The organism is Okeania sp. SIO2C9 (genome assembly GCF_010672455.1).
In the GTDB taxonomy this organism is placed as follows: domain Bacteria; phylum Cyanobacteriota; class Cyanobacteriia; order Cyanobacteriales; family Microcoleaceae; genus Okeania.
This window is the reverse complement of sequence record NZ_JAAHGO010000055.1, coordinates 1-21306: the sequence shown is the minus strand read 5'-3', so window position 1 is coordinate 21306 and position 21306 is coordinate 1. Positions and strand designations below refer to the sequence as shown.

At 33.4% G+C, this 21306-nt stretch carries 9 protein-coding genes; 3 read left to right on the top strand and 6 right to left on the bottom strand.

Annotation, left to right across the window (positions count from 1 at the left end; all coding sequences use genetic code 11):
* The first annotated feature begins 844 nt into the window (after positions 1 to 844).
* The 3 genes from F6K23_RS29285 (at position 845) to F6K23_RS29275 (ending at position 4192) form a co-directional block, all read left to right on the top strand.
* Positions 845 to 1624: an aldehyde oxygenase (deformylating) gene (locus F6K23_RS29285; RefSeq protein ID WP_293162310.1), complete on the top strand. Its 780-nt coding sequence runs from the start codon at positions 845 to 847 to the stop codon at positions 1622 to 1624.
* A 170-nt stretch (positions 1625 to 1794) separates the two neighbouring features.
* Positions 1795 to 2814, top strand: a complete 1020-nt coding sequence (locus F6K23_RS29280) for a long-chain acyl-[acyl-carrier-protein] reductase (RefSeq protein WP_293162307.1) — start codon at positions 1795 to 1797, stop codon at positions 2812 to 2814.
* Between the two features lie 1081 nt (positions 2815 to 3895).
* Positions 3896 to 4192 (top strand): hypothetical protein, encoded by a 297-nt coding sequence (locus F6K23_RS29275; RefSeq protein ID WP_293162304.1) that lies wholly within the window; start codon positions 3896 to 3898, stop codon positions 4190 to 4192.
* Positions 4193 to 4569: 377 nt separating this feature from the next.
* Here the strand turns inward: F6K23_RS29275 and F6K23_RS29270 are convergent, their stop codons facing one another.
* The 6 genes from F6K23_RS29270 to F6K23_RS29245 form a co-directional block, all read right to left on the bottom strand.
* The gene (locus F6K23_RS29270; RefSeq protein ID WP_293162301.1) at positions 4570 to 8844 is read right to left on the bottom strand and encodes a PAS domain-containing protein; all 4275 of its coding nucleotides are present in this window, start codon (positions 8842 to 8844) and stop codon (positions 4570 to 4572) included.
* Between the two features lie 64 nt (positions 8845 to 8908).
* Positions 8909 to 9916, bottom strand: coding sequence for a PleD family two-component system response regulator (locus tag F6K23_RS29265; protein WP_293162298.1), 1008 nt, complete (start codon positions 9914 to 9916; stop codon positions 8909 to 8911).
* Positions 9913 to 15342 (bottom strand): response regulator, encoded by a 5430-nt coding sequence (locus F6K23_RS29260; protein ID WP_293162295.1) that lies wholly within the window; start codon positions 15340 to 15342, stop codon positions 9913 to 9915. Before F6K23_RS29260 ends, F6K23_RS29265 begins: the two co-directional genes overlap by 4 nt.
* A gap of 1740 nt (positions 15343 to 17082) precedes the next feature.
* Complete coding sequence (locus F6K23_RS29255) at positions 17083 to 18966, bottom strand: caspase family protein (RefSeq protein WP_293162292.1); 1884 nt, start codon at positions 18964 to 18966, stop codon at positions 17083 to 17085.
* Between the two features lie 64 nt (positions 18967 to 19030).
* Positions 19031 to 19477 carry a transposase gene (locus F6K23_RS29250; RefSeq protein WP_293162372.1) on the bottom strand — a complete coding sequence of 149 codons (447 nt, stop codon included), beginning with the start codon at positions 19475 to 19477 and terminating at the stop codon, positions 19031 to 19033.
* A 70-nt stretch (positions 19478 to 19547) separates the two neighbouring features.
* On the bottom strand, positions 19548 to 19853 hold the full coding sequence (locus F6K23_RS29245; protein ID WP_293162289.1) for a transposase: 306 nt from the start codon (positions 19851 to 19853) through the stop codon (positions 19548 to 19550).
* Positions 19854 to 21306: the final 1453 nt, after the last annotated feature.

Genomic DNA, 21306 nt, shown 5'->3' with positions numbered 1-21306 from the left:
TCCATTAGGACGCAAGGTGAAAAAATGGTTTTAATTGGACGCTTTTTAGATTCAAATATCGAGTAACTTAGAATGGAAATGAATTAAATAGATTAGGATTTGACATGGTAATAGTTGTTTTTATACTGAGTTTATTTATGAAATTAAAACTCAACCAGTTAAACTAGATTTCCATGAAGAAATTTACGAGCCGTAGCTCCTCGATGGGTTACGCTTGCTTCCGCGTCCGTTTTTTGTCTCGGACTGCCCACCCGCGACTAATAAAAAAAAATAACATATGTATTCAAAAAAACAACTAAAAAGTCGCCCATAAGCGGGCGAGGCTTTAAACCCAATTTTTCGGTAAATAATAACCATAAATAACAAAGTGTAATCTAAAATACCAATAAGCAAGCCAAGTAAATATTCACTGTACTTATGAGGTTGACATATTTCCTAGCTTACCCATGGCACAACATCGAGGGATGCTTCAACTCTCACAGGTAGTCCTTATTCATACACTAGGTGATGCCGCTCCCCTGTATTTTGATGATAATATCGGTCTCTATCTCGTACAACTTTCTCTGACTAAAGTTTGCGGGACTTCTCATTGTTTCTGTTAAAATGGTCAGTGGATTGATGTATAATTTAATTGTGAGTAAGTATTTATACTAAAAGCTCAACTAGAATTGACATAAATGGAGGTTCTAACCAAGATTAAGGCCAGATTCACCGAAGAAATTACTGTTAGACTAGGCAATTATTCTATAAAGTAGGTACATTAAACTATAAGCTAAGTTAAGATAAACCAAATATTTTTCTTTGCCCTGATAAAGCTATTTTTTGATGAGGAGATAACTAACTGATGACAAAGCTTGAAGCAATTTCTACCATAGATTCTCAAAGTGAAACTGACAAAACAATATTTGAAAGTGAAACTGACAAAACAATAGATTCTCAAAGTGAAACTGACAAAACAATATTTGAAAGTGAAACTTACAAAGATGCTTACAGCCGAATCAATGCAATTGTGATTGAAGGAGAACAAGAGGCATACGAAAATTATATAAGTCTGGTCGAAATGCTACCAGACCATGAAGAGCAGCTCAAGGGCCTCTCCAAAATGGAAAATCGTCACAAAAAAGGCTTTCAGGCTTGTGGCCGAAATTTGAAGGTGACACCAGATATGGAATTCGCCAAAAGTTTTTTTGAGCCACTACATAAAAACTTCCAAGAAGCAGCAGAAACAGGTAATTTAGTTACTTGTTTACTAATTCAATCTCTAATTATTGAATGCTTTGCGATCGCAGCCTACAATATTTATATACCAGTTGCCGACCCCTTTGCTCGGAAAATTACTGAAGGTGTAGTCAAAGATGAATATAGCCACCTCAATTTTGGCGAAGTATGGCTAAAAGAGCATTTTCAAGACTCCAAAGGAGAACTACAGAAAGCAAATCGCCAGAACTTACCCCTAGTATGGAAAATGCTGAACCAGGTGGAAAAAGATGCTAAAACCCTAGGAATGGAAAAAGAAGCTTTGATTGAAGATTTTATGATTGCTTATGGCGAAGCTTTGAACAATATTGGCTTTACAACTGGAGAAATCATGCGGATGTCAGCTTATGGTCTGGCCGCTGCATAGTTGATTTCAATCAAAATGGAAATTAGGATGAGGAATGAGTAATGGTGTAGCATTTAAAAAAAACTTTTTCATCGTGAAAATATATAGTTGCCAACTGCCATATACCAATTTCTCTCTGATTTCCACACACCATCAACAATAACTAACTTACTAATAATACTTACAATTTAATGTTTGGTCTAATTGGTCATCTAACTAGCTTAGAACACGCCCAATCAGTAGCAAGGGATTTAGGGTATCCAGAGTATGCAGATCAAGGTCTTGATTTCTGGTGTAGCGCTCCGCCTCAAATAGTCGATACAATTAAAGTAACAAGTATCACAGGTCAAAAAATTGAAGGCAAGTATGTAGAATCTTGTTTTCTACCGGAAATGCTAGCAGCTCGTCGAATCAAAGCAGCAACTCGTAAAATAATGAATGCTATGGCTCACGCTCAGAAGCATAGTATTGATATAACTGCTTTGGGAGGGTTCTCCTCAATTATTTTTGAGAATTTTAACTTGCAAAAGTTTCAGCAAATCCGTAATATTACATTAGAATTTAAACGTTTTACTACTGGTAATACTCATACAGCCTATATTATCTGTCAGCAAGTAGAGCAAGCTGCCGAAAAGTTAGGAATCGAATTGTCAAAAGCCACAGTAGCAGTATGCGGGGCTACTGGTGATATTGGTAGTGGGGTCTGTCGTTGGCTCAATAGTAAAACAGAAGTGGCAGAATTATTATTGATAGCTCGCGAGCAAGAGCGGCTAAAAAATCTACAAGGGGAATTAGGGCGAGGCAAAATTCTAGAATTAAATGCAGCTTTACCTCTAGCGGATATTATCGTTTGGGTAGCTAGTATGCCCAAGGGTGTAAAAATCGATCCAAATGTTTTGAAGAAACCTTGTTTATTAATTGATGGTGGTTATCCAAAAAACATGGCGACTAAAGTTCAGCAAGAAGGAATCCATGTTCTCAGTGGTGGAATAGTAGAACACTCTCTTGATATTGACTGGAAAATTATGAACATTGTCAATATGGATGTGCCTGGTCGTCAGTTATTTGCCTGTTTTGCAGAGTCAATGCTACTGGAGTTTGAAAAGTTATATACTAATTTTTCTTGGGGGCGTAATTTAATTACTGTGGAAAAAATGGAACTCATTGGTAAGTTATCCATCAAACATGGATTTAGTCCTCTAATGCTTTGAAGAATCCAGAAGAAATATTGAATTTAGGAACATTTGATTTTCTTCTAGTTCAAAAGTAAAGGAACATAGATAATTGATGAACGGCGTTGCTAAATAGATGTATAATAAACGTTGAAATATAGTCATATATAGTTAAATATAGTCTTTTGTCTCCAGAAATTTGGGCGACTATTGAGAGAATTTAACAATGTCTGTGATAACGACGAAAATCAAATAGCCTCCTCAAGTCAACGATCTGAGTTCAATAGGGTGAAATTCCACCGACTGACACGCTACTTCTAGACACATCAGAACCTATGTCCAAGCCTCTGTATTATGACCAAGCAGAAATTGAATCAGGGAGATTATCAAAAAAGAGGAAAAGAAAAAGCAGCTCCCTTTTGTCTTTGACCATGGGAAGCGAGGGTATTGTAGTTTCTCCTTTCCTGCGGAATGCTGCGCAAACGGAGGAGCTACGCTAAAACGAGCGTCAGGATACACCTGCGATCCGAAGGATATGTCATATTTGACTATATTTTTATGAACTATGACAGGACTTACCAAAAAATTGGGTTTAAAGCCTCGCCCTTGTAGGGCGACTTTTTATTTTATTTGTAAGTGAATTGAATATATGCTATAGTGTTATTAGTTGCCGGGGGGCACTCGGAAACTTGTGCGCGGACGTGGAGGGAAGCGTTAGACTACCGTCAAGGAAGCAGCACCCTGTGTTAGCGGCAGCTATGCGAAGCAAAGCGTTAACCCGCCGAGGATCTACGGCTCAGTAGGAATCCCCGTTCCTTTCGGCCGGGGAGGATGTCAAGGATAACCACCGCTGATGGTAAGGGTTAACGGCCGTTAACCCCTACAAATTGTATCAACAAATGGTGTATAATTTCGTCTTTTGCGTAAGTCCTGCTTCAGTATTTTAAGCCTCTGACTTTCCTACGGAATGCTGCGCAAACAGCGGTTGGTAGTGATAAGTGATAATTGATAACTGAAATGACCGGAGCGATCGCTACTATTTTCCGGAATTTCCTGATGGCATGAAGGATCTAAATAAAAGAGTCTAGATGATTTTATTCAATGTTTGGAGTGGGAAGATATGTCTAATAATTCTACATCAAAATTTCGTCCAAGAAAACATATTATTTCTCTTGGTTGGTTTAGCTTTATAATGATTAGTAGTTTTACTGGTTTAATTAGAGATGGAAATTTTGGGAGCTTACCAATAAATTTTTTAATTGGTAGTATTCCAGTTGCTATTGGTCATAATCTTGATATTCAGAATCAGAAAAAAGAGCAGAAATTGCTTTTAGCAGAACAGGAAAAACGTAAATTAAAACTAATAGAAGATTTAGCTCTAAGTCAAACCTTGCTGGAAAGAGCAGAAAATTTATAATATAGCACAAGGAAAGACCAAAGTTGGAAAAATCTGGTGTTGTCTGAGGTTTAAGCTTTTGATATGTCAAATACAGTAATGGCGACTGCGATATTAAACAAATTTCAAAAAATATCATTAAGCCATTGCTACTAATTTCTACATTCCAACCGAGAATAAAGGGTTTAAAATAAAATTCCATACTACTAGAATTTTTACTTTTAATACCTACATTTTATTGTGCGGAATGTAGTATTAAGATGTTAAAATAGATTGACTTTAAATCATATCAAATGACCTCTATATTCAAAAGATTTATACCGATGCTACCGGATTTGAGATCAGATACAGATAGGAGTTCCTCAAGGATAGTTATGGAGGTGTCTATTTCCCTTCATTTAAAATCTGGATTTATACTTGAGAGGAGAAAATATTAAATTAACTATTGTACCCTTATTACTATCAAAATTAATTTCAGCTTTCAATTGTTTAGAAAGAATTTGTACTAATTTTAACCCTAAAGAAGAACTATTTTGCCAATCAAAATCTGGAGGAATACCAATGCCATTATCTTTAATTGTAATATAAACTTTTTCTTGTTGATCTTGATGTAATTCAATACATATTTCTCCAGATTTACTATTAGGGAAACCATGTTTAAATGAATTAGTCACCAATTCATTAATTAACAAACCACAAGGAATTGCAGTTTCTAAATTAAGAGTTATTGCTTCTACATTAATTATAGGCTGAATTAGGCTTCCTCTGTCCGCGTAAGAACAAAACAAATTATCTATCAAAGCATGAATATATTCACTAAAATCAACTTCCCCTAAATTTTTTGACTGATATAGTTGTTCATGGATCAAAGCCATACTTTGAATTCTATTTTGGCTATCAGCAAATAATTCCTGCACTTTTTGATTTTCAATATAATCAGACTGTAAATCTAATAAATTAGAAATAATGTGCAAGTTGTTTTTCACTCGGTGATGAATTTCTTTAAGCAAAATTTCTTTTTCTTGAAGAGAATTTTGAATTTGTTCTTCTGCTGTTTTACGATCGCTAATATCAATACAACTACCAATATAACCAGCAAACTTACCATTGAGATTAAATCTAGGAACCCCTTGATTTAAAATCCAACGGTATTCGCCATCTTCTCTTCTCAAACGATATTCTATGGTAAACGATTGATGGGTATAAAAATTTACCCGGTAATTTTCCAAATAATGTTGCACATCTTCAGGATGAATTCCCTCTAACCAACCTTTGCCAACTTCTTGTTCTAAGTTACGCCCGGTAAAATCTAGCCATCTTTGATTAAAATAGTTAAAAAGACTATTACTTCCAGACATCCAAATGAATACGGGGGCACTATCAGCCATCATCCGAAAACGTTTTTCACTTTCGCGCAATGCTAATTCTGCCTCTTGATGTTCTAGAGCACTGACAAAAATTTTCCCAATAATTTTTAACAAATTAATTGTAGATTTTGTCCAACTGCATAATTTACTTACTGCATCGAAACCTACTAAACCAATTAATTCATCTCCAGAAACCATAGGAATGCACAACAAAGATTGAATTGATTGCGCTGATAAGATTCGTTTTTCCATGCTTGCTTCCAGAGGTAAATTGGAAACTAATGGTATATGTATGACCTCAAGTTGATTGAGTTTTTCCATGATCCATGGTAAAGAATCTATAGGAATATTCTGTTGATTTTCAATTTCAGCTTCTGTTTTTGTAGCTCTCCATTGGTGAGTTTTGCTAACTTGAACTCGACCGTTACTTACTAAAAACATATAACTACGATCTGCACCTATTAACTCACAAAGTTGTTTTAATGCTATTTGGATACTACTATTAATTTCATTAGGATTAAGGTTAATAAAGCTAGTAGAGATATTAGCAACAAGTTTTTCCAATTCTAGTTGTTGCTTGAGAGTTACTTCTGCTGCTTTGCGATCGCTAATATCTTTATGACTACCAATCATTCTTAATGGTTTGCCTATTTCATCCCTGACTACAACCTTTCCGTAAACTGCTATCCACTTCCATTCACCAGATTTAGTTTGTAACCGATAGTCAAAAGCATAGATAAATGAACTATCTTCTAAGTGCAAATTTAAAGCATCCATCACCCAAACCTTATCTTGTGGGTGAATTAACATTTCCCAAGAATCTATCTTTTTAGGAAGATCGTCTGGATCGTAACCTAACATTTCTAACCATCGATAACTATAATAACACTCGCCCGTGCTAATATTCCAATCCCATAACCCATCACCTGAAGTTTCTAATACTAATTGCAATCGTTCTTGAATTAGTTGTAACTTTGCGTCTACCAGTTTATCTTCACTAATGTCTTGTGCTATTCGAGCTATTTTATCAACTTTCCCTGCCTGATTTTTGATGGGAAGAGCACGAGTCAAAATCCAACGTATTTCTCCATTAGGTAGAATAATACGATATTCTTGCCTTTCTTCTACTTCCGTGAAATTTGCTAAAGCTTCCACTACCTTTGGGCGGTCTTCTGGATAAATAGCATCTAGAAAAGAGTGGGGTGATTTGTATAACTCATCGCGACGATAACCCCATATTTTTTCATAACTAGGAGAAATATAAAAAATTTGATTGTTTTGAGGATCATGTACCCAGAAAACACTATTGATATTTTCTGCTAGTTTATTAAATATGTCTTGACTTTCTTGTAATGCTGCTTCTATTTGTTTGCGTTCGGTAATATTTAATATTGTCCCAAAAAGTTTTATTACTTTACCTTCCTCATCAAAACTTGGTTTTCCTGTAATTGATATATATTTTAGTTCACCATCTGGGCATAAAATTCGTTGATCGAGTTGATAGCTTTGACCTTGATTAATTGCTAAATCAATTGCTTTTTGTATTGTTGACAAATCATCATAATGAACTAATTTCAAATAATCTTCTATAGTTACAAAAGTCGATTTTTGTTGTATACTAAAAATTTTGTATACTTCTTCTGAACAAATTAATCGACTTGTAGCCAAATCATTTTCCCAACTGCCTATACCAGCAATTTTTTCTGCTTCTATTAATTGTGCTTGACTATGAAGAAAACTTTCTAAAGTTTCTTTTTCATCTGTAATATCTCGTACCACTGCATAAATTAAATTTTCTGTTAAGAAAGGAACACTATTCCAAGCTAACCAACAATACGAACCATCTTTAGTCCGATAACGGTTCTGGAATTTTATAGCTTTAGCACCATCAGTAATTTTTTGGATTTCTGCAAGAGTAGTATCTTTATCTTCTGGATGTACAAACTCAATATAAGGTACTGTTAATAGTTCTTCTGTCGTATAACCTAAAATTCTTGACCAACTTGAATTAAGCTTTTTAAAGTAACCGTCAGTACCAACAATTACTAATAAGTCAAGAGAAATATCAAAAAAGCGACCGCCTTCTCTAGATTTTTTTTTCAGACGTTCATTGACTTGATTAAATGATTGTACTAAATCTTCAATTTCTTTAAACAAAACTATTTTTGAAACTGAGGATAAATCTTCTTCATTAATAAGATTATTTTGAGCTGCTTTTAATAATTTGTATATTGGTTTAGTTATCCAGTGAGAGATTAATATCCCTAAGTAGATAACTAAAGTCATTGCTAATAAATATAAAAAGAGAGTTCTTTTAAAATTTGTATTAATTTGTGTTGCCAAATCTGACTTTGACACAGCCACTACAATTAACCAATCTAAGTTATTTTGATTTTGACTGGGTATTAATTTGACAAAATATTGCTCCCCTGTAACTTTTAATTCTAAATATTTTGTATTTTTAACATCATAGTAATCTTCTTTTGTCTCTAATAATTTATTAGCTATTTCTTGAATTAATATTTTGCTAGAATTATCTAATGATTGATTTGAGTTACTAGCAACAACAATCCCAGATTTTTCTATAAGATAAATTACATTTGATTGAGTTATATTTGCTGTCTGAAGTAATTTATCAATTTCTGATACAGGTAACTCAACTGCTAATACCCCAATGAGACTATTATTCTGGTCGTAAACTGGATAACTAGCTAAGATTGCTTGTGATTCTGACGAATATTCTGAATTATAAACTTTATTCCAGACAGGTTTACCTGTTTTAACGACATCTCTATACCAACTTTCTGTTTGATAATTATATTCGTTATCTTTAGATATGTCTGTGAGATTTTCCGAACTTGACTTAGTCATTAAATTAGTGACTAAACTATTGTCATTTTTTCTCTTTACTCCCACAAACTCTCCCTTTGTACTGCCAAAATTAATCTGGCCGACATTAAATTGTTTTATTTGCTGAAAAAACAAATCCTTGATTTTAATTAAATCATTAGAATCCAACCATCCTAACTTAATTAAATCCTGGTTGATTTTATGAATCAAACTAGGTACTTCTAAATAATTATCTAAATCATGGGTAAGAGAACTACCTGTTTGACTGTTAAGCTGAATGGCTAATTGCTTAACTGCTATTTGTTCCTTTTGTAACGATGCCCAGGCGATAAATAAAACTGTAATTGATGTAGGAATAATCAAAGATAAAAATATCATTCCCCGCAGCGGTATCTTGATTTTTTGCAGAAAAATAGTTTTGATCAAAACTATATAATTATTCAGTTGTTTTATCATTTATTAAATCCATTCACTGAGAATAATTTTTATTAAAAAAAAGTTTCGTAATAATGACAATTATTTAATCTATACAAGAATAATAAACTCGGTCGCGCCCTTGAGATTTAGCCTCATAAAGTGCTGAATCTGCCTCTTTAATTAAATCACTAGGCTGAAATTCAGATTCAGATTCCCATAATAATGATTTTCTAGTAGCAACTCCACAACTAATTGTCACACAATTACTAATTTTTGAACCTTGATGAGCAATAGCAGCATCTTTAATACTTTTACAAATTTTTTCTCCCACATAAACAGCTCCTTCTACCCCTGTTTCTGGTAAAACAACTACAAATTCTTCACCTCCATAACGAGCTACTAAATCAGTAGAACGATTAACATTTTGAATTATAATATCAGCAATTTTCTTTAAGCAAGTATCTCCTGCTTGATGGCCATAAGTATCATTATAAGCTTTAAAAAAATCCACATCACACATAATTATGGATAATGGCAAACCATTTCTATGAGAACGCTTCCACTCACTTTCTATAAACTGCTCAAAGTTGCGACGATTAGCAATCATGGTTAAACTATCTAAAGAAGCTAAACGCTCCAATTCTTTATTAGCTTTTCCCAGTTTTTCAATCAACATCTGTTCTTTTTCTATTTGTCGTCGTAGTTCACTCATTGCCCATTGAGTTTGCAATAAACGTCGAACTCGTTGACGTAAAACTGCCCAGTGAATTGGTTTAGTAATATAATCTGTTGCTCCTACTTGGAATGCTAAATCAACAGATGCTTGATCGTCAAGAACTGTAATCATTAATACTGGTGGACTATCTTCTCCCAATAGCTGATGTAGTTTAGCACAGCAAGTAAAGCCATCCATTTGGGGCATCATTGCATCAAGTAATACCATATCTGCTAATTGTTTTTGACAAATTTCTAAGCATTGTTCTCCATTATTTGCCTCAATAACTTGATACCCATCTTTCTGCAATATACGACGCAGTATTAGTCGAATAGTCTTTTCATCATCAACTATTAGTATTCGGGGTGCTACAGTCCAACAACCTGGTTTAATCATTTTATAGATTTATTTCTATTTTTTGATTGTAATGCTACTTTCACTCTATGATGTTCTTGATTCATTACTTCTGTTAATTGCTCTGCATTTTCTGTTGTGCCCATACTACCTATTGCTTCTAATTGTCCACATAGTTGAGCTAAATTATTAGCTCCTATGGTTAAGCTAAGAGATTTTAGAGCATGAGCCGCATTTCTCAATGCAGTTCCATCTTGAGCTAATATTGCTGCTATAATTGCATCTCGCTTTTGAGGAGCTTCCTCTAAATAACTATTAATTATTTCTTGTAAAATGCTTTCGTCTCCCCCTGCCGCTTGCTCTCTTAGATATTCAAATACTGATTCATCAATAGGTGGAGTTATAAAGTTTGATATATTTTCGTTGAGAGAGTTGACTAAAGATAAATGATCGTTGCGATCTTCATCTTCTAATACTAGATTATTTTGTAGAGTAATATTTGATTCTACTGGAACTTGATTTTCCAAATTTACAATTTGTTCTGGAATTAACTCTTGATTAAGTTGATTTGATTGTGAATCAACTTCTTTTACTGCTGCAACTATCTTATCTTCTACTACTAAACTTTTTGTGGGCAAATCATTTATCTGTTTTGACTTTCTGTGACTAATATAATTATTTAATGCTTCGACCAATGCTTCCACTCGCACTGGTTTACTTATATAGTCATTCATCCCTGCTTCTAAACACTCTTCACGATCGCCCCGCATTGCGTGAGCAGTCATAGCTACGATCCAAGGTCGTTTGACTTCAGAGAAAATTTGACAAATTCGTTTTGTTGCCTCTAAACCATCCATTTCTGGCATTCGTACATCCATGAAAACTAAATCATAGTGTTGACGGCGCAATGCTTCTAGAGCTTCCAATCCATTATTAGCTATATCAGCACGATAACCTAGTCTCTTTAAGGAGAGTAAAGCTACTTTCTGATTTACCGTTACATCCTCTACTATCAGGATGTGTAATGGCAACCCAACTTCTACTTCATCACTTAAAATTGATTTTGCTTTTGAAGTTTCAGGATTCACTGATATTGGTTGTACTCCTAGCACAGAAACTAACATTTCATATAAGTTAGACTGTTTAATTGGTTTACTCACAAAAGCTGCAAATGAAGCTCTTCCTGCAATTTCTTCTGATGTCAGTTTGCCTATTGAACTTAGCATTACTAAAGGCAATTTTCTATATTCTGGCATGGATTGAATTTTCTCCGCTAAGGTTAAGCCATCCATTTCTGGCATTTGTAAGTCTAGTATTGCAATGTCAAAAATTTCCCCACAGCGGAGTAAATGTAAAGCTGTTTCTCCTGACTCCACTGCTGTGACATTCATTCCCCAAGATTGTACTTGTAGAGTGATAATTTGGCGATTAGTTGCATTATCATCAACTACAAGTAGTCGCTTTTCTGTAAGTTCAGGCTGTGATTTTTTGAGGTTAGATTCAGTATTTGTTTCAGTTGCCATTGCCATCATGGTAAAATGAAAAGTAGAACCTTTATCTATTTCACTTTCCACCCACATTTGACCACCCATAGCCTCACTTAACCTTTTGCTAATAGCTAATCCTAAACCTGTACCTCCATAATTTCTGGTCATTGAAGCATCTATTTGACTAAAAGGTTTAAATAATCTTTCTAATCTATCTGTAGGAATTCCGATTCCTGTGTCTGTTACCGCAAATTCAATTTCGTATAGGTTATCAACAGGTGTGGGATTTCTTTTAGCTACTGAGTTTGTACTGGTTTGGTTATTATCAATATCTTCTGACTGAGACAATTGACTATTAGCTGACAACCAATTTTTTCCATTTACTGAGACAATGACTTCCCCACTAGCAGTAAATTTAACAGCATTAGAAAGTAAGTTGGCAAGTATTTGACGTAACCTTGTCACATCACCTACTATTGCTTCTGGGGTATATTGATGGATAATATAAGCTAATTCTAAACCTTTAGCACCAGCTTGGGGGGTTACTAAATCTAAGGCTGATTCTATACAACTGCGGAGATTAAAAGGTTGGTCTTCTAATTCTAGTTTCCCAGATTCAATTTTAGAAAAATCAAGAATGTCATTAATAATTGTTAGCAATGAATCACTACTATGACGAATAGTGTCTACAAAATCTTGTTGTTGAGAGTCTAATTTTGTATCCAGTAATAACCCAGTCATGCCAATTATTGCATTCATTGGAGTCCTAATTTCATGACTCATCATAGCTAGAAATTCACTTTTAGCTCGATTGGCAGATTCAGCTTCTTGTTTCGCTACTTCTAACTCTAAATTTTCAGTTTGTAGTTCTATTTGTCGCCGTTTTTCTTGCTCTACATAATGAGCTTGTGCTAGGGCAATTCCTACTTGTACAGCAACTGACTCTAATAAATATATCTCTTCATTTGCCCAATGACGAATGCGGTCGCATTGATGTAGAACAATTACTCCGTTCGGTTCTCCTTTGTATGAGGTGCGAATTGCTAATACTGACTTCACTTCTATTAAGCAACAAACTTCAGTATCTTTGAATAATAATGGATCTAATTGAGTGTTTTCGCTACTAATAGCTTCGTCTTGAGCTAATAATTTTTGCAGACTATGGTTTTCCTCTAATACTAGTGATAGACCTTGTATTGATTTATAACCTGATTCGAGATATTCTTCTACTAGAGGAATTTGTGGTGATGGTTTAACAATATAGCAATAAATTAAGCAGCGATTTACTTTAAATGTTTGACCTATTAGTTTGACTGCTGTTTGAAATATGCGATCGCTATTTAAGCTAGAACGAATTTCTGTGGTTAACCGTTTATGGAGTAAAATGTGTTTTATGTTGTTTTTTAAGGCAGCTTTTGAGGAATAACGTTCTATTTGATTTCCTACCCATTGTGCCATTAGTTTTAATATCTGGTGATCGCTCTGTTTAAAGGATTCCGTTTTTGGGTATGGACTTGCAAAATTTATAGTACCATACACCTTACCTTCTACCATTACGCGACACCCAATGTAAGTTTCTAGCTTAAAAAATGTTTGAGCATAAGCAGGATGATTTTGCCATTCTGAATTTCCTGCTGCTTCAATACTTATTGGTTCATTTTTTTTGATTGTCTCGCTACAATAAGTTTGTTTTATATCGGTTGTATCTCCTGCTGTGATCGAAAAAGGAAACCCCTGGAGTACTTGAGATGCTACTACTTCATAAGTTTCTCCTTTAATCTTTGCTAAGATGCCTATTTCTGTTCCATATTGCTTTCGCCCCATTTCCAAAATTCTTTGTAAAAGAGTATCAAGATTTTGGTCTGTTTCTGAAGCTAATGTATAGAAACCGCGAATATTTTTTTCTGCTTGTTTTAGTTTAGTTTCTGTTTGTTTTTGTTGTGTAATATCAATAGCAGTACCAAGAAATCCAATAATTTTTCCTTCACTATCAAGTTGTGTTGTGATGACTAAATTTACTAATAAATTAGAACCATCTTTTCTGATGTAATTCCATTCTTGAGATGTAAAAATTCCTTGCCGTGCTGATTCTACTAACGTATCGAAATCTTTTATGGGGCGATTTAATTTCTTGCTTAATTCTTTGGTGCGTTCTATCAATTGAAATTTGTCGTGAAATATTGTCAGGTTTTCTTTACCAACTACTTCTTTGTTCTCATAACCCAAAAGCTTCTGTGCACCAGAATTAAATGTGGTAATCTGACCGTCAATATTTGTAGCAATGAGCGCAACTTCTGTTGCAGCATCTACTACCTGTTGTAAGTTAGCATTTCGATCTATAAGTTCTTTCTGCGATAATTTATAATTTGTTATTACTTCAGTGAAAATAATTATGCCACCAATTTCACCTTTACTATTATACCAAGGGTGTATTTCCCATCGTATCCAGTCCAAGAAACCATCTGGTTTAGAAAATCGATCTTCCTCGCATTTTTGAATTTCTCCTGCAAGACAAGTGGTATAAATTTGCTTCCAGCGGTCGGTAATGTTGGGAAAAACTTCATAGTGACTATGCCCAATAATATCTTTTTCTGTTAAATTGTAATCAGTTAACCAACGCCTAGATGTCCATAAGTAGCACATATCTTGGTCTAAAATAGCTACTGCTATAGGTATATGTTCTAGTAAAATTTTTTTAAAGATATCATATTTTCGCGTGTTTTGCTGTTGGTTTTCAGTAATATCGCGAATGGTAATCAAGCCACCAATAAATTGATCTTTTTCATTGTTAATAGGGTAAGAATCAAATTCTAATAATCTTTCTTTTTCTGTATTTATGGCAGTAGATTGTATGGTTTCATTAAAAGCATTTTTACTATTGATTATTTGAGATTGAAAAAAAATATTTTCAGATTTTTTTTTGTGATTTACAGTGAATACTAATAGAGCGAATATTGATTTACCAATAGCATCATTGGTACTAATTCCTGATATTTGTTCTAGTCGATTATTCCAATCTATACAATTATAATTAATATCAAATTTTACTATTCCATTGTTGCTACTTTTTACTATTTCTTTTGTATAAAATAAGTCTTGTTTAGGTAAAAAATCTTCCTGATTTAATTGTGAAATATCGCGACTATAGATTAGTATTTGCTCAATTTCTGATGTTTTAAAAAAAATTTTTGCTTCCAAATCATATAGATTCCAGGAACCATCAATATGATAAAGTCTTGCTTGTATGTTTACTGTTGATTCTGGATTATGAATAATCTCCGTTAATTTATCTATAATAAGTAAAAAATCATCTTGATGAACAAATTTTAGAAAATTTCTTCCAATTAATTCTTGCCTTTGATAACCGAAGATTTTTTCGGTGGCTAAATTATTATATAAAATATTGCCCCCAATATCTATAACCGTGACTGCATCAGAATTACTTTCTATCATTAGGCGGAAGTAATCTTGATTATCAAGTAGTCTCATTGGAGAAGATATATTTGAAATCAATGCTCCTAAGTGGCTGAAAGAAAATATTAAATCTACTATATTTTGATCGTACTGCCGAATTTCTCTAAAATAAAAAATAATAACTGCAGCAACAATATTGTTCGCTAAAATTGGAAATCCTAAAGCTGTTTGGATACCCACTTCAGTTGCTTTTTTAGTTCGTACATAAATTGTTTCTGATAAACTACTAATATCTTGTTCCCACTCTGGTTGTTGAGAAATCCAAATTCGACCAGCCATATCAACATTAGGTGGAAATGTTATTTCTTCACTGTAACTATGAAATTTTGTTAGTAATTCTTGAATCTCAGGTCGTCCATACCAGATTGGACTACACTCCATCCTAGTACCATTACTATCTGGTATCCATACTTCTACATAATCTCCATTAATACTTAAACAAGCTTTATGGATCAATGATTCTAGAAGTTTATCAAATTTTTGGGATTTTAGCTGGGTGTGAGTCATAGTAGACGAGTTTCTGATTGACAGAATTTCTTAGGTTTACAAGCTACATAACTTTAATATTAATTTTCTCTTGTTAAGGATTAATTTAGGGTTGAAAATTCAATCAACTCCAGAAATTCACGAATGGAACTATATCTATTGACGGTATACTCCATTTAACTCTTGTAGATAATAAAATCCTCATTTCTTATCCATTAACTAAGTAAAGTATTGAGAAAGCTTTTGCTTGTAGCATTCTTTCAATTGACGAGGGAAAAATGTGAGTTTTCAGCAATAAGGAATCCAGGAATATATAATGTAGTTAACCTGCATTAGATATCTTACTTCTATTGTAGCTATTTTTTGAAATTCAGTATCGGTACTTAGATTGGTTAGTAATTATAATTTCAGACAACTTTACTTTTTTGCTTTATATTTAACTGATAATTACTGTATCTTAAATTGTAGGAATATTCTGATTTAGCTACTAAGCTAAATTAGTTAAAAATACTAAAGTTTTAAAGCAGATAATGCTTCAATATTTAAAGATTTTAATTATATTAAAAATTACTAAAATTTAGTAGACATTGTAAATATTAATTTGTATTATCAAGCTATCAGACTAATTTTAATATTAATTTTTTTGAGCAGAACTTATTAAAATATGGTTGTGGATTATTTGGACACAAAATTATTGTAGTCTCCACAATTGAATATATACTTATTAACATCAGAAAAAGTTGAATTTTCAACTACTATAAAATTTTTATCTGGCTCATAAACACTCAATAGTCCACAAAAAACAACAGCAGTGGGACTTTATGTTAGCGAAGTGCTTTAGCTCTTCTATAAGAGACTAGAGGCAAGAGAGCATTTTGCTAGCACAAAACTACGTTAACAGCTATCGCTGATATATTTCGCAGCATTCCCTAAAAAAATGCTTAGGGTCTTGTCGGGAAGAGAAACCTGCGCCCCATATCCAATCGACCAAAAGAGGGAAGGTGCACTCCAATCAGGGAAAGAGAATGCAGAAATTTTTTTGTCAAAAATAAAGACTATTGGGACTTACACAAAATAGAAGTAGAAAATACGCTTAAATATAGACAGGAAAAGGCTTTGAAGTTCAAAAGGCATAAATCCTTAATTACTAAGGGTTCTAGGCATTTTTAGGGCATTGACGTAATTTCGTGATCTAGACCGACTCTCAGGCATTTTTCGACCTAAAAATGTTTAAGTCCCACTATCTAAATTTACAAATCATTTAAAAAAACTATAGCAATCAGGAATCAGATGTGAGAAGCTAAGTGGACAATCAATCAAGACATCTTGATGATTCCTAACACTATAAATTTATAGTTCTCTTTAATAAATCATTCCTGATTGCTATATATATTTTAAAACTTATAATTATAATTTAAATTCATACTTTACTGGAGAGTAATTTTATACAATGAATAACTATAAACTACTTGATTAGTGAAGATAGAATTCATCAATTTAGCTGTTGACTCAACTAAGCAATACAAATTTTTATACTTCATATTTTCTTATTATGACCTATGAAGGAATAGCAATAAAAATCACTACATCCTATCCTTGGACTTCTGCTATTCCCTAACTTCTATCCCCTAAGTTCAGTATTGAATTGAGCATAGCCAAATTAATTACTTGAATACAGCATAGTTAAAGTTATCAGTAAGCTATGCTTCTATAATTTTTATAAATATAGCTATTGATTGATAATTTATTATTACGATTGGTTCAATTTTTTTTCTTTGTTTGTTGTTGGTTTTTCCAGTCTGCTAGTGCTTCTTGAGCAGATCCATAAGCTGGTGTTCCATAAGGAACTAATTCACCAGCCAAAATAGCTTCACTTAAGTTGTTATTTTTGGCTCGTACTTTAGCTATGCTAAAAATAGTATTACTCCACTGAGTAATAAGTTTTTGAGCTTCTTCATACTTAGGCTCACCAGGTAGAACTTTACGGGCATCATTAATTGCTTCAATATAAGATGAAGCTAGTCCTGGCTTAATCTTTTCTTTTGCAGTTTTGAGTAATCCTTCATTAAACCCTTTATTAGCTTTTTTTTGTTGAGTTACTTGGGGTTGCCATTCAGCGATCGCTAACTGTGCTTCTTGATAAATTGGTCGGACACTCACAGGGACTAATTTAGCTGTATTAATTGCACCATCATAATCTCCTTTAAATGCTCGTCCACTAGCTATATCAAGAATAGTTAAACTCCAACGTTCTATTTGATTTTGTGCTTCAGGATAAAGCGGATCACTTTGAGAAATTTGGGAAGCTTTAATAATTGCTTTACTAAAACTAGAAGCTGTAAGTGAATCAAGTTCAGTTGCAGCTTCAGATAATATTAATTGATTTGCTGGAGCTTGATTTTCTTCTTGCTTTTTGCTGCCTTCTTTAGTAACATCAGTTTTTCCCTTAGATTGACCTTCAGAAGAAGAGACCACAGGTAATGTTGATAAACTTACTTCTGATGACTCATCTTCCTCCATTTTTATAGTAGATATAGTTCTTAAACCTACTGCCTGTGTACCTGTAAATATAGATTTATTTGTTAAAAATACGCCTAATAGAAGTACTAGAAAAGTTAGACTACTTCCTGCAATCAACTTTTGTAAAAAATATCTATCAGAATTAATATTTTGAGAAATATTTTCAGACATTTCTGCTTTTATATATATATTATTTTTACTATTTATTTGAGATTCAATTTGATGATTATGACTCTTATTACCATTCACCATATTTATTTTAGTAATGTTTGTTAAAGGAGTTTTTACTGATTTTAAAACTTGTTTTTTTGTTGTAGAAGCAATTAATGAATCAACAATTACACTTTCTTTTTCTTCGGTAGAGTTAGAATCATCGTAATTTTTTTGAGGTAAAATCACCTGATTCATTTTTTCAGCAGAATTTATCATTATTAGATGATTTTGCTTTGGTTGTAGATATTGAGCAGATAATTCCGGTAAGCGATTACTTAAAAAATCATCTAACTCTTTGAGTGTTGTACATTTCCCATCACGTAACCCTTCTATAATAGCCGCTGTAAAAAATCCTAGACGTAGTGCAGACGTTTCATAGGAAACTTGGTGTGGACTACATGACATTAACAGAGGTATTTCTAACTCTCTCGCTACTTCTACTGTTTTAACACCAATTTTGTTGTTCATTCCCATAAAACTATTGTGGTTAATATCCAACATAACCAAAATATCTCCCGTAGGAGATATTTTCAAAGTTTCTAGTAGTTTTGTTATGGATATTCCTGTAGTTTCAGGGTCTTTAGGATTACCATCAATTGGCATTATATAGTCTTGATTTTTATGAACAACACCATAACCACTAAAGAAATACCAGAGAAAATTTTCCTTTTGCAATTGTTTTTGACAAAAGTATTCTATCAGGTTTAGTATATTTTCTTTACTAGGATAAGTTGGTTGTTCCCAAATTGGTAATAAATTACTATCTGTTAATAATAGGCATTGTTCTGGTGAAAAATTTGTTTCGTTTAGCAAAAAGCTATGCAGTGTTTCTGCATCCTGTTTAGCATAACTGAGAGGTTGAATAAACTCATATTGATTTATACCAATGGCAATACAAGCATAATTTTTCATTTCACAACAATCCTTATACTTAATAAATTGCCTCTACCGCTCAACTAAACTTACTCAAACTTAATCAAAAGCCTGAAAGCTTAGTTGTTCTTAGTGGATCTACCACCATAGGGTTAAACGGCAAACCCTTTATTCCTTGGTCTAAGACATCAGGAATTACTTTTTTAATTATATTAAATGACCCATTTACATCTGCATTTAATAATTTATTTTCTCTGGTTTTATATAACCCTCTTGTTACTCTTCTTCCACTCAATTTCGGTTTTTTATCTCCATATTTTTGTAAATCATCCCCATCTAAACAGCTTGATTGAGATGTATAGGATTCTTCTGTAATTATTACTTTTATTCCTCTTAGTTGGGCTTTATATCTTAACATCTCTATTAACTTATAATGAGGGATATTCACAAATTGTTTATTGTTCTTTTTCCCTAATTTTATCTCTTGTTTCCAATCCCGATCATGCCCAATGATTAAGATTCCTATTTCATTGTTTACACACCAGTCTATTACTCTTTTACTTGCTGTATGAAGATAGTTTTCTACTCTTAGGCAATTTCGTTTGTGAGTTATTTTTTTTTTACCGATGAGAATTACTTTTATTGTGACTATTTAATTGAGATTGTAAACAAGAGCGCTGTTTATTATAAAAGGTGTTAATTGCTTTTAATGGTCTGCCTTTAATCAATAGAGGTGCAGTTCCTGTTTGATTTGTAGTTACAGCTATTAAGTTATTTACCCCTAAATCTACTCCTGCTACTTGTCGATCATCTGTTGTTTCCTCCGATTTTTCATAGACTATTTCTATTATGTAACAGCTACTTTTGGGGATAATTCTGGCTTCTATTATTTCTGTCTGTGAAGTGGGTATTTTTATTTCACTCATTGACAGGTGACAAATTCCTTTTTTTAAGGTTTTTTTGTAAATTGATTCATCTGGATAGGGCAGAATATTTCGGCATGCATGTTTTATGTTTATATTTGGGGATTTTTGGTTTACCTAAAAATTTATTTGGCTGTTTTTGCCACGCTTTTAAGGCTGCAAAATAACTACTCCAAGCTGAGTCTAATCTTCTGATTATTTGCTTGCTTACCTTAGTAGGTAAAGCTTGATAATCGTCACTTTTAGATACCTTGTGATACAGTTGATTAAAGCTTAGTTTCTTTTTGTTTTCAAAAAAATATTAGCGATAATAGTAATTTGCTAAATTGAACAGATTTTTTGACAAAAAAGCCTTGTGGTCAATTTTTGGCCACAAATCATGTGATTTGGTAATAACATGACGTTCAACTAGCTTCATACCTTTATTGTAGCTGATAACGACTCAATGGATAGACAACTGAGCAAACTTCCTCATTTTAGTTTGATAGCTATAGTCATGAGTAAGTTTGATGAACTTTAGAGAAGTTTTCGCTTTCTGTCTTTACCCCTACGATAACATTTATAGGCCATTACTACTCTCTATTTAGTTCATTTTAGTAATTCTTTACACCAAGACTATGGCATTAATAACAATATCCTCATCCTTTATGAGAATTTATATCGTCGTAAATAGTGAACCTGTTATTTGTAGATTTTATTATATGTAGCTTGTCAGAATTAGCTAGGTATAGTGAACAAAAAGGCAGAAATTACGAAGACAGAGGGCAGAAGGCAATCTGCCTGGTACTTCTGGCGATCACAGAGAGGGAGCAAGGGTTTAAATCCCCCACAGCAACTCCGTTCAGTGGCTCCTTTTCAGGAGGGGTCTGAAGTTCCTTCTGAGAAGTTCCTTCAGCATAAGGCATTGCATAATTGCGGGATGATTTTGTCAGATAGCAGAAACCATAATCCCCGTGTCCTGTGTGTCCGGTGTGTCCCCGTGGAGTGCCGAAATCATCCCAGTATTCAGCGATGCCCAGCATAAGTGCCACCTGCATAAGTGCCTTCTTCAATTTCTTCTGTGGCCTTAGATTTGAGATAACTTATGATGTATATATATGTAGTTAGTATCGTAGTATTAGTCCTTTTTCCTTTAATTTCCTTATCAGCAAAAAGAAATAGTCCAAAACTTTAAGCAAAAAGAAATAGTCCAAAAATCAAATTCAACATGGACATTATTTCGCATATTTTTGAATCTAATATTTTATTTTGATGTCTTTCAAAAAAAAAATAAACCCTTGAAAGCATTGTCATATATGAAATACGAATACTTAGCTGTAGCGCTTAAGAAAAAAAGTTTGCTCAAAGGGGTTGACACTCAAAGGTAGAGTTGCTAGATTAGTAAATGCGCAGGGAGAGAGGCAAACACCTCCTACCAACGCCAGAACCTAGAAAACTCAATAGTTTGAAAGTTAAA

What these genes read in the sequence shown, in the direction of transcription:
- F6K23_RS29285 (WP_293162310.1), top strand. Translation starts at nt 845, where the DNA reads ATGACAAAGCTTGAAGCAATTTCTACCATAGATTCTCAAAGTGAAACT.
- F6K23_RS29280 (WP_293162307.1), top strand. Translation starts at nt 1,795, where the DNA reads ATGTTTGGTCTAATTGGTCATCTAACTAGCTTAGAACACGCCCAATCA.
- F6K23_RS29275 (WP_293162304.1), top strand. Translation starts at nt 3,896, where the DNA reads ATGTCTAATAATTCTACATCAAAATTTCGTCCAAGAAAACATATTATT.
- F6K23_RS29270 (WP_293162301.1), bottom strand. Translation starts at nt 8,844, where the DNA reads ATGATAAAACAACTGAATAATTATATAGTTTTGATCAAAACTATTTTT.
- F6K23_RS29265 (WP_293162298.1), bottom strand. Translation starts at nt 9,916, where the DNA reads ATGATTAAACCAGGTTGTTGGACTGTAGCACCCCGAATACTAATAGTT.
- F6K23_RS29260 (WP_293162295.1), bottom strand. Translation starts at nt 15,342, where the DNA reads ATGACTCACACCCAGCTAAAATCCCAAAAATTTGATAAACTTCTAGAA.
- F6K23_RS29255 (WP_293162292.1), bottom strand. Translation starts at nt 18,966, where the DNA reads ATGAAAAATTATGCTTGTATTGCCATTGGTATAAATCAATATGAGTTT.
- F6K23_RS29245 (WP_293162289.1), bottom strand. Translation starts at nt 19,853, where the DNA reads ATGAGTGAAATAAAAATACCCACTTCACAGACAGAAATAATAGAAGCC.